Source organism: Nostoc flagelliforme FACHB-838 (assembly GCF_014698065.1).
Taxonomy (GTDB): Bacteria; Cyanobacteriota; Cyanobacteriia; order Cyanobacteriales; family Nostocaceae; genus Nostoc; species Nostoc flagelliforme_B.
Window position 1 is genome coordinate 1 of sequence record NZ_JACJSI010000147.1, and the last position, 15098, is coordinate 15098.

General features: G+C 43.0%; 11 protein-coding genes. 6 read left to right on the forward strand and 5 right to left on the reverse strand.

All coding sequences use genetic code 11. The features are described 5' to 3' along the window. On the reverse strand, positions 1-2122 hold a 2122-nt coding region (locus H6G97_RS33645; protein WP_338421893.1), incomplete at its 3' end, for an NACHT domain-containing protein. Between the two features lie 127 nt (positions 2123-2249). On the opposite strand from H6G97_RS33645, the gene H6G97_RS33650 reads away from it, so the two are divergent. Then, positions 2250-2606 (forward strand): hypothetical protein, encoded by a 357-nt coding sequence (locus H6G97_RS33650; RefSeq protein ID WP_190944767.1) that lies wholly within the window; start codon positions 2250-2252, stop codon positions 2604-2606. Between the two features lie 376 nt (positions 2607-2982). Here H6G97_RS33650 and H6G97_RS33655 read toward each other — a convergent pair whose 3' ends face one another. Both H6G97_RS33655 and H6G97_RS33660 read right to left on the reverse strand, forming a co-directional pair. Beyond that, entirely contained in the window at positions 2983-3522 is a 540-nt protein-coding gene (locus H6G97_RS33655; protein WP_190944768.1) for a hypothetical protein, read from the reverse strand. Further along, on the reverse strand, positions 3519-4391 hold the full coding sequence (locus H6G97_RS33660; protein ID WP_190944769.1) for a TIR domain-containing protein: 873 nt from the start codon (positions 4389-4391) through the stop codon (positions 3519-3521). The genes H6G97_RS33655 and H6G97_RS33660 overlap by 4 nt, the downstream gene beginning before the upstream one ends. 231 nt (positions 4392-4622) lie before the next feature. Between H6G97_RS33660 and H6G97_RS33665 the strand changes: the two genes are divergently transcribed. The 3 genes from H6G97_RS33665 to H6G97_RS33675 all read left to right on the forward strand — a co-directional run bounded on the left by H6G97_RS33665 (position 4623) and on the right by H6G97_RS33675 (position 7066). After that, a complete protein-coding gene (locus H6G97_RS33665; RefSeq protein ID WP_190944770.1) occupies positions 4623-5474 on the forward strand; it encodes a ParA family protein in 852 nt (283 codons plus the stop codon). A 24-nt stretch (positions 5475-5498) separates the two neighbouring features. Further along, the gene (locus H6G97_RS33670) at positions 5499-5924 is read left to right on the forward strand and encodes a carboxysome distribution maintenance protein McdB (RefSeq protein WP_190944771.1); all 426 of its coding nucleotides are present in this window, start codon (positions 5499-5501) and stop codon (positions 5922-5924) included. A 164-nt stretch (positions 5925-6088) separates the two neighbouring features. Further along, entirely contained in the window at positions 6089-7066 is a 978-nt protein-coding gene (locus H6G97_RS33675; RefSeq protein ID WP_190944772.1) for a tyrosine-type recombinase/integrase, read from the forward strand. A 245-nt stretch (positions 7067-7311) separates the two neighbouring features. Here H6G97_RS33675 and H6G97_RS33680 read toward each other — a convergent pair whose 3' ends face one another. Then, positions 7312-7455: a hypothetical protein gene (locus H6G97_RS33680; protein ID WP_190944773.1), complete on the reverse strand. Its 144-nt coding sequence runs from the start codon at positions 7453-7455 to the stop codon at positions 7312-7314. Between the two features lie 445 nt (positions 7456-7900). On the opposite strand from H6G97_RS33680, the gene H6G97_RS33685 reads away from it, so the two are divergent. Both H6G97_RS33685 and H6G97_RS33690 read left to right on the forward strand, forming a co-directional pair. After that, positions 7901-8152, forward strand: a complete 252-nt coding sequence (locus tag H6G97_RS33685) for an IS1 family transposase (protein ID WP_190944774.1) — start codon at positions 7901-7903, stop codon at positions 8150-8152. Positions 8153-8164: 12 nt separating this feature from the next. Then, positions 8165-12379, forward strand: a complete 4215-nt coding sequence (locus H6G97_RS33690) for an EAL domain-containing protein (RefSeq protein ID WP_338421894.1) — start codon at positions 8165-8167, stop codon at positions 12377-12379. Positions 12380-12987: 608 nt separating this feature from the next. On the opposite strand, the gene H6G97_RS33695 is transcribed toward H6G97_RS33690, so the two are convergent. Next, entirely contained in the window at positions 12988-13461 is a 474-nt protein-coding gene (locus H6G97_RS33695) for a hypothetical protein (protein ID WP_242055575.1), read from the reverse strand. Positions 13462-15098 lie beyond the last annotated feature (1637 nt).

Genomic DNA, 15098 nt, shown 5'->3' on the forward strand with positions numbered 1-15098 from the left:
GGTCGAGGTCGAGGTCGAGGTCGAGGTCGAGGTCGAGGTCGAGGTCGAGGTCGAGGTCGAGGTCGAGGTCGAGGTCGAGGTCGAGGTCGAGGGAGCGGTAGAGGTCGAGGGTTCGGGAGCGGGAGCGGGAGCGGGAGAGGGTTCGGGAGAGGTCGAGGGTTCGGGAGAGGGTTCGGGAGAGGTCGAGGTCGAGGGAGAGGGTTCGGGAGAGGTCGAGGTCGAGGTCGAGGGAGAGGGAGAGGTCGAGGTCGAGGGAGAGACAGAGGTAGAAGGCTCGAACAGCAACAGGTTTATAACGGGTTTCTACAGAACATAATTTCTCATTAATCCAGCTAAGGAATTGCTGTAGCTTTTCATTGCCTGCTAAGAGCTTATCAATCCTCTGCTTCATCAACTGCAACAGGTCATCGGCTTCCTCTAATATCCCCACAGTTAGTAAGAAGATTTCTCGCCAACGCTTGTCTGTGATATGACTAACTAACTGTTCAAATGCCTGCTGAGGATTACGGGTTGAGGCGATATTTCTAGCGGTAAAGAACTCATGAAATGTTAGATGGGAAAATGAATAAATTCCTCTTGCCCGTTCTACCAGTAATCCATGCTGTGCCTCAATGGATTTCAATACTGCTTTGCTGTCTAATAGCAAAGCTTCTGGATCGGTTTGGGCATCAGGTAGGTTTTCGATGTAATTACTAATGTACCCCTCTGCTGTCCTTTCTTTGAAGAAATAATTTCCTGGCTCAAAGGTTTTTAAAGCAATCTTGCTGAGGAGGTCTTCTTTGCGTTTGAGAGAAAGTTTTTGATAAACCTGCTCACGCTCAATGCTACGTGTACCGTCCCATTTTTTCAGCAAAACCTCTACCCCTTCCTCGTAAAGTTCAGCACGGTTGGAAGGAAAATCCGTTGTTTCACCAAATAGTAAGCACAACAATGTCAAAAGCAAGGGACTTGTTGCTAATTCTTTAATTCGTTGGTTTTCTTGGAGTTTTTGAATTAAGTGTTTAGCTTTCTTTGGGTCTTTATTTTGAAACCATTTTGTAATAAACTCCTCAATCTGCTTGTCTTCAAAGTCAGCAACTTCAACTTCCGTGAACTGCTCAAATGTATATTCCTTTGATGCAATCCGACAGGTGATCACAAAATAGTTGGCATCGTACTGAGTCGAAAAGTCACGAATCTCCTTCAAAACCCTATCATTGTCTGCTTGCCTAACTTCATCTAAACCATCAAGCAGTACAATTACCCGACCCTGACGCAACAGTATTTTAGTTATGTCTTGGTCTGAAATATCGTTAATAGCAAGTTGGTCATTGATATACTGCAATAAATTGGGTTTCTGGGGTGCTTCAGCAAAGTCTTTGAGCGTTATGAAAATCGGAACATAACCCGCTAAAAATTGCCCTAACTTGCATTGAATTGCTATTCGTTTCAAAAAGGTTGTCTTACCTGCCCCCGGCTTTCCTAAAATCATTAGTTTGGAATGTTGCTCAACAGCCGCCAGCCCTGGAACTCGCTTTTCTACCACTTGATTCAGACCAAATCGCTCAAAGTCTTTGGGATTGCAGCTTTCCAAAAGTTGAGCTATTTCTAACCGTCTGCGTCCTGTAATTTTCTCCAGAATGTTGATATCGGTGTAAATATCATTTAACCCAATGGGATGAGTCATGTCTAAAACCCGCATAAATCCACATCGCTTTTGGATGTCTGCGCTGACTTTTTCACGCACCTGATTTACTAAAGCATCAATGTCTACAGGCTGGGCAAGTTCCTTTTGACTTTGCTGCCATTCACTAAATTTAATATCCCACAACCATTTAAAAGCCTGCTCCCAAGGACTTTTACCTTTGGGCTGTCTCCCTCGCTTCGGTTTTTCAATTGGGCAGCCTTCGTCCTCAAACACCCGACAAATTTTCGTTAACTCATCTTGAAATTTTTGTGCTTTATCTTCAGGTTCTCGGCTCCAGGGAATTTTGATTGCTAATAAAGAATTATCTTGATTGCGATTCGCCTTATCAAAACGAGTTAAAAACACAGTTAACGTATCGCTGACAAACTCGAACTGTGTTGCCATTGCATCTAAGAACTGAGATTGCTGTTCTGAGAGATTGGCTGAGTAATTCACTTAATTAAACCTATAGCCGATTTGTTTCTATTTAAGTCTATTTTTACTCTATTCTCACCTAATTTGATTTCGATTTGGCAATTCCTAAACTCAATGTCATGAAACAAATTGAATTTAGGAGTTACTAATGAATTCCCAACAACTAGTAAATCGCCGTGTCCGCTCACTGATGAGGATTGCGCTGTCACTGGGTCTAATGCTTGGTTCAGGTTTAGGGTATGGTTTCCTTCAGACTGCTTTTAATTCTCAGCAGCATGAACAATCTGCCCAATCTGAACTCGGTCGCTTCGGTCGTGCAGAGTACGAACAGCTAAAACCAGGAATGACCTTAACGGAGGTGCGTTCAATCTTGTACCGAGGTGTCGAGGTTAGCCGCTCTGCAACAACCGCAAAATTTGTTTGGGAAAATCGTGACGGTTCTAAAATCACAGCTACGTTTGTGAATGACAAGCTCAACAGTAAAGAACAGTCTGGACTGAAGTAAAAAACTGGAGAAGGCGATCGCCAGTCCCGTTGACGGGACTGATGATATCAATGGCGATATCAATATATAGCTGTGGTACGGGAGCGCTGTTTTCGACCCCGCCACCTGTAGTGCTAAAAAATTGGCAAAAGTTAGCACTACAAGTTTAATGCCAACACCTTGTATAGATGGCGGTGTAGACAGATATGGATCATACCTGCCTTTGGTCACTCTGCCGCAAGCATAAACAAATTTAATCAGCCAACGAAATCATGCGGGTTGTAGCGTTCGCGCTGTCGGGCTGATTGATAAGTCTGGGTTAATCGCCTGGAACCGCCTACGAAATCATCGGCTTTTCGGGTAGTTACATTGTCTAACTTACATTTGACACGTTTGTCTATTCATGTTGCAAGTAGAATCTCTCAACGAGATCAACAATTAAATCACATGGATCTTCACCTCGTTCTTTAATGAAAAGCATTTCTTTGAAATGTTCTTTAGTCATAAAAAGAATTATCTTTCGATGCCGACTATAAATAGTATTTCGCTGAATATGAGCGCTATTATTAGGAAGTTTACTGCACACCATAATCGCAAGCCTACCCATAGGTTCAGTAAGGTAGTTATTAGTTTGAATTACCTCTTCGTTTCCAACATTTGTTGTTCCATAGTTTTTGAACTCAAAGAGTATCATTCTTGCTTCTAATTCCCGGAGGAGCAAGCCCCAACCATGCTTTTCATCAAAATTGCGATTAGGAAATACAGCATCACGTCGATTTGTACCGGAGTATGTTCGGGGCTGAATGATAGGTCTAACCAATGGTGGAACAAACAGAAATTCGAGAATCTCTACACAAAGGTCTTCAAACTCTCGCCAACCTTTTTCTCCGGCGGGACAGTTCTCAAGCCGATTAACTAAATCAGTTACTCGGCTCATGAAGCGTTTCTCAAGCTAGTAGAAAAGTATCTGGAAACCAGATCAGTGTTTTGCAAGAGAAGCCTCTTCAACTCTGTTCCATCGATTACTCGGATTGGAATACCAATAATTTTTGGGGCATCATTTACCCAATCAAGAGCAACAGATGTAAGGTTTCCGTTTGTAACAAGAAGTGCTTTGTTGATTTTTGGATCACTTTTAGCATATCCAGCTAACTGTCTAAGTGCTTGTAAATCTGCGCGAGAATGACGATAAAGTTTAGTTTCGACGACGTAAACCTCACGAGTCTCAGCACCAAATGGGTCTTTTTGACGAAACTCAACAACAGCATCAACGCCTGAGTTTTTCTGCTGCATTTCTAACTGCAAGTTAACAAAGCCAAGTTTTTGAAGAAGATCCACAACCAGTTGCTCAAAAGTTTGTGGAGATAGTTTTTCAAAATCAATTTTTGGAGTAAATCTCAAAGCTTCAGTAAGCTTCTCTAAATTTTCTTCAATTCCGCTCCTCATATCAAACCACTGATACATAGCAAGAGACGGCGGAATATCACAGTCCTCTAGAAGCACAGGCAAGAAGGTGACATCTCGGCTTTGCAGTTCCTTTAGCACAGCCTCAATTCCGTGATCCATCCAAGGAGAACGTACTGAATGTTTGGATAGTAGAAGTAAAAAGTAGGCACTAGCTGAAATAGCCGCACGAATAGATTCAGCCCAGCGATCTCCAAGACGAAGTTCATCAGCATCTAACCACACATTAAGATCCTGGGAACGTAGCCCTTCCACAATTGCTTTTGCAACCGCGCTGTCTGCGCTAGCGTAACTGACGAAAACCTGTGGTCTTTGTTTCAAGTCGCGCTCAAGATTGGTCATGTCCTAATCTTTCCAATAGGGGAAGAGCATTTAGTAGGTATGCTAGGGCTATCTGTACCTAATAGCTTAACTCACCGCCAATAGATAATGCTTACGTCCTTAAAATAAGGCTAAAACATAAAATAAAATTCTACTTTTGTACAAAAGTAGAATTGCACTATAGTACAATTCTACAAAAGTACATTAGTATATTGGTGACATTGTACTTTAGTATTTTTATGTAATTGTCTTATGCCAAATCCGCCAACAGTAGTCTCCTTGGGCTTGGCTGGGGGTCAGGGAAAGTCTACAGTAGCCTTGATGCTGGGGAGGTATTTGGGGCGCTTAGGAATTCCCGTTTTGTTTGTGGATTGCGACCCTCAATCTAGCTTGACCAGTTTTTTAGGGGTACAAGTGCAGCCTGATACCCCAACATTACTGGAAGTTCTGACACAACCGGAAGAGAAAACAAAAATTCTTGATGCCATTGCACCTGTACCTGACGTAAAACTGGGCGACCGTACCATTAACAATACCAACCTGTTCTTAATTCCTTCCGATGATGGCTTGGAGAGCGCCAACTATAAATTGGCCTCCAGTGGGCTAAGTCTGTTTATTCTCAGGAATCGCCTACAACCAATTGTGAATAATTTCGGCGTGGCAATTGTAGACCCACCCCCAGAGCGTTCACATTTAGCGCAGACTTCCTTGGGTGCTGGCGATAGATGGGTGATTCCAGCAGAGTCAAACGTCAAAGGAGTTCAATCGCTGTTGCGGACTTTGGAATTAATCAAAGAATTTAAAGGAGCGCTACCTTATGGTGAACTACTGGGTATAGTGCCGTTTCGCGCTCGGTGGACTGGTTTGCACCCAACAACCGCTACTAAAACAAGTATCGATACCATACGGCAGCTAGTGGGTAGTGAGTTGATGTTGCCGCATATTTTGGAATCGGATGTATTCAAAAATGCCATCAACCAACGGGTTGCGCCAACAGACTTGGGGCAGCCAAATCTGGAATATGCGATTCATGTCTTAGCTCAACGACTCAAGCCAGCTTTGTCAGAAGAATATGCCAAATTAATTCCTTTAGAACCAGCGTAATAAATTTTACTATTAGGTGAAAAGATGAATATCCTAGACGAAATCAGAAATAGAGCGGTTGCACCAACAGTTGCACCACGAGAAGATGTGTTAGCTCAACAACAGCAGGGTTCTTCTACCCGCAAGGTTGATGTGACATCAACTGCTGATAGCTCTGTTTCGGAACTCACTTTATTAGAAGAGCAACTGGCGAACTTGCCTGAAATTGCGCCTAGATTACCTGTACGTTTGGATCTGTCAATCAAGCAAGAACTCGATGAACTATGCAACCAAGAAAAAATAACAGTTGAAACGCTCTTGGAAGCTTTTTATGTTACTTGCAAAGAAAAAGATTCAGTCATGAAACAAGTACTAAAAGAAGCCAAAAAACGGCTGAAGAGTCGCAAAGAAGCAGGTAACATTCGCTCTAGCATTACTCGTTTAGCTAATTTGGCTAAAAAACTAAAGTAGCAATCAGACCAAAGTGCAGACACAGACACAAATCTCTGTGTGGAACGCTTTGTAGCGCAAATGGGTGTAGAGAAATGTCATTCTCGCAATCTGGGGTGTCTGAGATGTATACAGGGAGGCACATTTGAGGGAGGATCTAGTTTAAAGCATCTACCAGACAGCCCGTGAACACTCCTGCGATCGCTGACAATTTTAATCCTGAGTCACTTGCACTGACAGAGCCGTTGCCCATCACGTTGCACCCGGCTGAAGTTTACCTTAACAGTCTTGGTGAAGGTTCGCGGCGGACGATGCGGGAGGCACTGAATGCGATCTCTCGGTTGCTGACCAATGGCACTTGTGATACAAGCACTTTGGATTGGTCAAAGTTGCGTTACCAGCACACCGCTGCGGTCAGGTCAGTGCTGATGGAAAAATACAGTGCGGCGATGGCTAATAAAATGTTGTGCGCGTTGCGGCGAACGCTCAAGGAAGCATGGCGCTTGGGGTTAATGTCCACGGATGAGTATGGACGAGCAGCTGATATTGAGTCCGTGCGGGGCCAAAGTTTATTGAAGGGGCGCGAACTTGATCCTGAAGAAATTGCTGCGCTGTGGTCTGATTGCATTCAAGATGACTCAACATTGGGTCGCAGAGATGCGGCACTATTGGCAGTTTTGACCGTAGGGTTGCGTCGCAGTGAGGTAACATTTCTTGATTTGAGCGATTTTAAGCTGCGTAGTCGGTCACTAACAATACGTGAAGCGAAGGGGCGGAAGGAACGAATTGTGTACTTACCCGAAGCGGGTGTGCAGGCTGTTACTGATTGGTTGTTGATTCGGGGTAAAGAACCAGGGCCGCTTTTTTATCCTTTAAATAAGGCAAATAAAATCATACCGAGACGGATGAGTGAGCAGGGGGTGTTACGGGCATTGCGGCGACGGGGGGAAAAAGCCGAAGTGGATGCGTTTACACCTCATGATTTTAGAAGAACTTTTATCGGTAATCTATTGGATGCGGGTGCAGATATCGTCACGATAGCGAAACTTGCAGGTCATGCGTCACCAAGTACGACAAGTAAGTATGATCGGCGTGGAGAAGCGGCGAAGAAACGGGCGATTGATTTGTTGAATGTACCTTACAGTAGGCGGAAAAATCGCTAGTTTGATCTGCATTTTGACAGAGGCTACAGTGGTCAGTCAGTACAAGGGGTACAGATCCTGGGGTCATATGCCCGCCCAGTACGTCTACACCACCAAAGATCCGGGCGACTCAAAACTGCCCCCTTGCCCTTGACAGTTTTGACTCTAGTTTCCGCAACATTAGCCATGTTGCACAAAGAGGGGTGGACACCGAGATACCTGCAAAAAGAGACACGTTGTAAATAAATATTGCAGACAATGCCTTATTAATTCACTAACTTCATCAAAATTGAAAGTGCTTCTACCTCAGCCAATAGTTCATGGCTGAGGTAGAAATTTGCTCGTGAATGCAAACACAGGTCTTTATCAGATTCATTCAAGTGATCATCTTCAGCGAGCGCACGTGTCATGGTTGCTTGTGTAACAAATAACTACAAATATACGACGATTTACCAATTATGTCGGGGACAAATGAGCAGTGATTCCGAAAGTTACGCTAAGGAATTAATGAGCCGTTTTTAATACTGCGATCGCTACGGATAAGACTGTACCAATTGAAGGATCTGAAATTTAAGAGCTTCAAACCCTTGCTGTGTCGTATTAAATTGTTGCACCAAATAATCTATAGGTTAATTGGTACATCGAGAATTGCGAAAATATCGATTTTCAGAATGCTTATCCAGTAAGGGTTACAGCCTTAGCGTAACTTTCTGCACGGATGCTCATTTGACCCCATGTCCTAGTCGTATCTGAATTTTTTAATTCAGAAAAGATCAGCATCAAATATAGATTTGAATCAATGGTAGTAATGCATAGTAATGATAAAGTAAAGAAGTGACGTTCAATACTGGAGCTATGCACTGCCCTAAATGCAACTCGAATAAAATTGTCAAAAATGGACGCACTCACTATGGAACACAACGGTTCAAATGTCAAAAATGTGGACGACAATTTGTTGAAAGTCCAACCCGACAACCGATTAACCACTCAAAACGTGAGTTAATCGATAAACTCTTACTCGAACGCTTATCCAAAGCAGCGATCACGCGCGTGACAGGTGTATCATTACGTTGGCTGCAATACTATGTCAATCAGAAATATTACTAAACTCCAAAGCAGATTGAGGTTACTAAAAAAAAACTTGGTAGGCTAACCCTTCAGCTTGATGAGTTCAACGCCTTAAGAAAGTACAACTTACTTGATACCCCTCCAGAGACAGCATTTGACGACATTAGCCGCTTGGCTGCACGCATTTGCGGAACTCCTATTGCCCTGATCGGTTTCATTGACAATACTCGGCAATGGTTTAAATCGAGAGTAGGCTGGGAAGCCTTAGAGATTTCTAGCGATATTAGTTTCTGCGCCCATACCATTAAGCAAACCGGACTGTTTGTTATCCAGGATGTATTGGCTGACGAAAGGTTCGCTACAAATCCTTTAGTAATATTCGCTCCCCACATCAGGTTCTACGCTGGTATGCCTTTAATCACAACTGAAGGTTATACACTTGGAACGCTGTGCGTTATGGATTGTGTACCCCGTGAACTAAACTTCGAGCAGAAAGAGGCATTACAGGTCTTGAGCCGCCAAGTGGTCAGTCAAATTGAACTAAAACGTAGTTTAGTTGAGCGCCAACGTTTAGAAGAGGCGCTGCAAAAGGCTAATCAGGAGATAGAAATCAGAGTAGAGGAACGTACAACTGAATTAAGGAATGCTTTCGAGCGTTCGCAGGGCGAGATTGTTGAGCGCCAACGGCTGGAAACGCAACTACGTCGTAGAGAGCAAGAGCTTGCCGATTTTTTTGAAAATGGAGCCATTGGTCTGCATCGGGTAGGCGCGGATGGGAGCATCCTATGGGCAAATCAAGCTGAATTGGATCTCCTAGGTTACTCGCGGGAGGAGTATATTGGTCAACATATCGCCAATTTTCATGCTGACCAAGAGGTAATAGATGATATCCTCCAGAAGCTGGCGGCAAAGGAAACACTAAATGACTATGAAGCCAGACTTTTGTGCAAAGATGGCTCGATTAAATACGTTTTAATCGACTCGAACGTATTTTGGGAAGATGGTCAGTTCATCCACACGCGCTGCTTCACCCGTGACATTACTGAATGCAAGCAAGCGGAGGAGGCTCTAAAGATACGCGAGTACCAGCAGGCAGTCGTAGCTCAACTTGGTCAATTTGTCTTGACCAATGTAGAGCTTTCTACTTTGATGAATGAAGCCATTATGTGGGTTGCTCAAAGTCTTGAGGTGGAGTATAGCAACGTTCTAGAACTACTTCCGGACGGGAACGCTTTGCGATTGATTGCAGGGGTAGGCTGGCAAGCAGGACTGGTAGGGCAGGAAACAGTAGGTGCAGAACCTGACTCTCAAGCAGGCTATACTTTGCTTTTTAGAGAGCCAGTAATTGTTGAAGACCTGCGTACAGAAAAGCGGTTCAGCGGACCTCCGCTGTTGCACGAACACGGTGTAGTCAGTAGCTTGAGTATTACAATCGAAGGTCAGAACTGTCCTTTTGGAATTTTGGGTGCTCATACTGCTCGCCGACGGACGTTCACTGAAGACGACGTTAACTTCCTCCAGTCTGTTGCCAATATTTTGGCAACGGCAATTGAGCGCAAACGAGCAGAAGAGTTGCTATTGGAGCGAGCGCGCCTCGCAGCGTTAGAAGCAGATATTGGCATTGCTCTAACTCGGAGTGATAGTTTACCAGATATTTTGCAGCAGTGTGTTCAGGCTCTAGTTAGACATCTCGATGCAGCCTTTGCTCGGATCTGGACGCTTAACGCTGAGGAAAATGTGCTAGAATTGCAAGCCAGCGCCGGAATGTATACCCACATCAATGGTTCCCATAGTCGGGTACCTGTTGGTCAGTTCAAAATCGGTCTTATTGCTCAGTCACGCCAGCCACACCTAACCAACAACGTCATCGGAGATCGTCGCGTCCATGACCAAGAATGGGCAGCACAGGAGGGGATGGTTGCCTTTGCTGGCTATCCTCTGATTGTTGAGGAGCAGGTAGTAGGTGTAGTGGCAATATTTGCCCGCCACTTGCTAACAGAAGACACTTTAAAAGCGATGGCATCAGTTGCGAACGGACTTGCTTTGGGCATCCAGCGCAAGCGGGGAGAGGAGGCGCTGCGAGAAAGTGAGAGGCGGTTACAAGCTATTTTGGATAGCTCTACAGCAGTGATCTACTTGATGGACGCAGAGAATCGCTATATTCTCGTCAACCGCCAATACGAGGAACTATTCCACACTACCCAAGCACAAATTGCTGGTCGAAGCTTGTATGAAAATTGGCCACAGGAAGTAGCGGATACATTTGCGGTGAATAACCAGAGAGTGCTGGAAACAAGAAAGGCGTTGGAGTTTGAGGAGGTTGTTCCTCAAGATGACGGGTTGCACACTTATTTGACAATTAAGGTTCCTGTTTGTGATGCTTCTGGGACTCCTTATGCTATCTGTGGTGTTTCTACAGATATCACAGAGCGCAAGCAAGCAGAGCAAGCGCTGCAAAAGGCTCGCGATTATTTAGAAATAAGAGTTCAAGAACGCACTGCCGAACTTACAAAAATCAATGAGGAATTACAAAGTGAAATTACAGAGCGTAAGCGGGTAGAGGAGGCGCTAAAGCGCCGCAAGCAGGAAATTAAAACACTGGTTGAGCATGCACCTGACATTATTGCAAGATTTAGCACACAATTGCGCTACGTCTACATTAACCCAGCTATAGAACAGGCAACGGGAATAGCGCCGCAAGCATTCATTGGTAAAACAAATGCGGAGTTAGGAATGCCGTCAGAACTTTGCCAGATCTGGGGGCAGAAGCTCCAGCAAGTTTTCGAAACCAAGCAAGAGGTTGTATTTGAATTTAGTTTTCCCACATCAAGTGAGACAATTTATTACCAAGCCCGGTACGTTCCTGAGTTTGCCAGCGATGGTTCAGTAGAGTCTGTTTTAAGTATTGCTCGCAACATCACTGCTCTCAAACAAGCGCAAGAAAAACTAATCCATGATGCCTTTCACGATGCTTTGACCGGGCTGCCAAACCGCACTTTGTTTGTGGAGCGACTGGAGTGTGCGCTCAAGCATACAAAGAGGCGTGCAGATTATTCAGTGGCTGTCCTGTTTCTAGATCTGGATCGCTTCAAGCTTGTCAATGACAGCTTAGGTCATACAATTGGTGACCAACTGCTAATGGCGCTTGCTGACAGACTGAAGAAGTGTCTACGCTCTGGAGATACAGTTGCCCGCTTGGGAGGCGATGAATTCACAATCCTGCTTGATGATATCAAAGGCATGGGTGAGGTAACATACATAGTCGACCGAATTCACGAGGAGTTGAGATTACCGTTCAACCTTAGTGGATATGAAGTATTTACTACCGTCAGTATTGGTATTGCCCTAACGGCAAACAGCTACGAGCTGGCAGAAGAAATTTTACGTGACGCGGATACTGCGATGTATCGAGCTAAAACATTGGGCAAGGCTAGATCTGAGGTGTTTGGCAAGGATATGCATGCCCGTGCCGTAGCACGCTTGCAATTAGAAATGGATCTGCGACGTGCTATTGAGCGCCAAGAATTTCGGCTTTATTACCAGCCGATTATTTTCCTAGAAACTGGCAATATTCATGGGTTTGAAGCACTTGTGCGCTGGCAGCATCCAGACCGGGGTCTTGTTTCCCCAGCAGAGTTTATTCCAGTAGCAGAAGAGACGGGGCTAATACTTCCCATTGGTCAGTGGGTGCTGCGTGAGGCCTGCCGTCAAATGCATATGTGGCAGGAGCAGTTTTCTAACAACTCCTCATTAACTATCAGTGTGAATCTTTCAAGGAAACAGTTTACGCAACCGAATTTAGTTGAGCAGATAGAACAAATTTTGCAAGAAACTAAGCTCAAACCCCGTGATTTAAGTTTGGAAATTACAGAAAGCATCGTCATGGAAAATGCTGAAACCGCAACCTCTATGCTCATGAGTCTAGGAGCTTTGGGTATGCAACTACACATGGATGACTTTGGGACAGGCTACTCCTCTTTAAGTTATCTACATCGTTTTCCCCTAAACACATTGAAGATAGATCGCTCCTTCATTAAAAGAATAGGTGACGATGTTGAAAATTTAGAAATTGTGCAGGCGATCGTGACGCTGGCTCATAGTCTTGGTATGGAAGTAACAGCCGAAGGGGTAGAAACAGCAGAGCAACTAGCCCAGCTTAAAGTTCTAAAATGTGAGTATGTTCAGGGCTACTTCTTCTCCAAGCCGATCAACAGCGAAATGGCAAAAGCTTTAATTGCTAAGGAACCACAGTTGTATAAAAAATAAAGCGTCAGACTAAATTCAGAGACTTACTATTATCTCAAAAAAATAATGCAAAAACTAAAACCTCTAGTCTTTGCAGCTAAAAGTTTTAGTTTTTAAAATTAAATGTTTTTAAAAAGCCTTTTAAGGAAAATATAAATTTTTAATAATAAATAATTACGAAAGTCAGTTTTCGCCACACGACTAAGACTACTAATATCCATATAGGTAACTTTTCGTTTAAGTACTACTAATAGATTATTATCAAGCTACCATGAGCTACTCCGCCTCATATATGTAGTATCCACTGAAAAACCAGTAAAACGGATACTAAGTACTTATCAAGATTTTTTGATTTGCTCCAAAATCTGCTTCCCCCTAGCGAATTGCGCCCCCTGATCCCGGATTTCTCACCACACCTCGAATGGAGGAGTAATGAGTAGTGAGTAAGGAGTAAGGAGTTAAAAATTTTACTTATTACTCATTACTCATTACTTATTACTCATTACTTATTACTCATCATCAAACGCTTTGGAGCTTGTGAGAAATGCGGGTGATACCCTAAAATCTTTTTAATAATTTTAGAATCTGACTTTTCCCGTTAAGTCTTGAAAGGTTTACTAGCAAAGGATTTAAGAAACAGCACAGCAAATACGGTACAGATTTGAGCTTGATCGGTGTCTAGTTGCACCATCACAAGCGAGAGACATTCCTTTAGTCTGTCTTCTTTCTTGTCGAAGAGCTTTTTCTCTTATTTGTTGCAATACGCCCTCTGCTTTTTGCCAAATCTTAATATCTTCTGACTCTATTTCCCCTACATTAATCGGTGAATACTCAAGCTCACCTGACTGATTTCGGTTGACTGCCACTCGAAAAATCTCACCTCGTTCATCATGGGTAAATACCAATTCTCTACCCTGCTTCTCCAGAGTGGCACGTTTAAATCTAAGGCTATTCTCACCACTTTCTCTTAATTGCCAATTAATTAATTCAACAGCAATAGGCACAGCAATAGCTAATAATTCCTGCTCTTGACGCTGCTTTTGGTCGAGTGACTGTTCTGGTTCTGATTGTACTGACGGGTCTACTCCAAAAATCGCATTCAATTCTTGTGATTAAACCTGACCTTGAAATTATCTTCAGTACACTGTTGTCTGCCTAGACACAATAAGAGTACTTGATACAAAAATGAGTATTGCGGGTAGCAATAGGGAGTATTTGTGCGGAGAATTTCTGTTTTGCTTCAAACGGACGCTCACACCTTTTGGATCAAAAATGAGTATTTGCGCGTCATCTAAAGCCAAATTATTGCTTAGAATCAACTCTTGAGCAAAACTCTACTTTTTCATATTACTCTATACTACATTTGTAACTAAAACCTGGACTCCACTTTTGAATTACACCAAAGCTATGCTGTAAACACCGCTTATTACATAGGTTTTATGTAGTTTGGCAGTATTGAAATAGTAGTTCTAAATACCTTGCCCAAGTGGTAGCTGTTGGGTAGCTCAACTGGTGACACACAGCTACCAGTTGAGTAGTAAAAAAGCGAGTTGTTGAAAATGTGATGATTCCCCAACTGGTAGCAATACGGTGGCCCTACTGCTACCAGTTGAGCATAAGACATTTCTTGAAAAATTCTGGCGTAATGCTTACTGACTATGACTTACAGCAAATTTTTTACGCTGGATTCATTCTCAATAACTTTAAAATTATTGAGAATATATAATACATTTATGTTGCAATTGTGCTTCAATAATTCTTTCTAGAGCTTAACCTAGCCACGCTAACATTCGATTATTTTTCTTCATGCCTGAATAGAAATTGTTCCTTTTACAATCTCCACGCTTGTTGATAGAGTTCAAAATTGTTTTAAGTAGTGAAATTGTCTGATTAGTCACAGTTAGAAATAGCAGACATTTTGCACCTAAAACCCCTATTTATATACAAAATGTCTGCTATTTCGCACAGCTTATACACGCTTTAAACTGTTATAGCTGTCAGGAAACTTTGATTATTCACTACAAAATGTCTGCTATTTTGCACATCGCTTTTTGAAAAAATTGCCCTCTAATACTTACTCCAGAAAGCTTTTAGCCATTTTTATCAAACAGGCTCATTCTCAATAACTCTAAAATTATTGAGAATATATAATACTTTTGTGTTGCAAGTGTACTTCAAAAATCCCGCTCAATCGATTAACTTCTTCAGTAAGTGAATCTGAAATTTCTCCTGTGAGTTCAGCCGTCACTCTATATATTTAGCGTTAACTGAAATCGAAACTGGTCTAACGCAACAACTCTACTAAAAACCTTTAACACCGTAAGCTTAGTGTAGTTTAGCCGTACTAATTCAGTCTCATCCGACACTAATATTTTTGGCCGTCCAAAAGGACAGAAACAGTGGTTTTTTGTCCTTTAGGCCGGACAATGAGCGCCCACCTTACTCAATTGTCATGCTCTGGTGACAAATGCCCACCTGTCAACGGCCGTCCAAAAGGACAGAAATGACCAGTTTTTGATAGTTTGGCCGTCCAGTGTTTTTGAAGAAAATCTTCTGTAACTTATATCCAGAATCAATTACAGCCACTTTTTTGAGCAATTTTTATTGTCAATAAGATGGGGTCTTATTCAATACGGTTCGGTTAAGCCCAAAATCAGGTAAGGTGAGGGTTATTCCCTGAATGCACTGATGTTGAATGCAACTCAAAGAATTCTCACTGATCTCACCTGTAGTCGAATCA

Excerpts from the sequence above, each read along its gene's own strand:
- H6G97_RS33650 (WP_190944767.1), top strand. The coding sequence starts at position 2,250 with ATGAATTCCCAACAACTAGTAAATCGCCGTGTCCGCTCACTGATGAGG.
- H6G97_RS33685 (WP_190944774.1), top strand. The coding sequence starts at position 7,901 with ATGCACTGCCCTAAATGCAACTCGAATAAAATTGTCAAAAATGGACGC.
- H6G97_RS33670 (WP_190944771.1), top strand. The coding sequence starts at position 5,499 with ATGAATATCCTAGACGAAATCAGAAATAGAGCGGTTGCACCAACAGTT.
- H6G97_RS33660 (WP_190944769.1), bottom strand. The coding sequence starts at position 4,391 with ATGACCAATCTTGAGCGCGACTTGAAACAAAGACCACAGGTTTTCGTC.
- H6G97_RS33680 (WP_190944773.1), bottom strand. The coding sequence starts at position 7,455 with ATGACACGTGCGCTCGCTGAAGATGATCACTTGAATGAATCTGATAAA.
- H6G97_RS33655 (WP_190944768.1), bottom strand. The coding sequence starts at position 3,522 with ATGAGCCGAGTAACTGATTTAGTTAATCGGCTTGAGAACTGTCCCGCC.
- H6G97_RS33665 (WP_190944770.1), top strand. The coding sequence starts at position 4,623 with ATGCCAAATCCGCCAACAGTAGTCTCCTTGGGCTTGGCTGGGGGTCAG.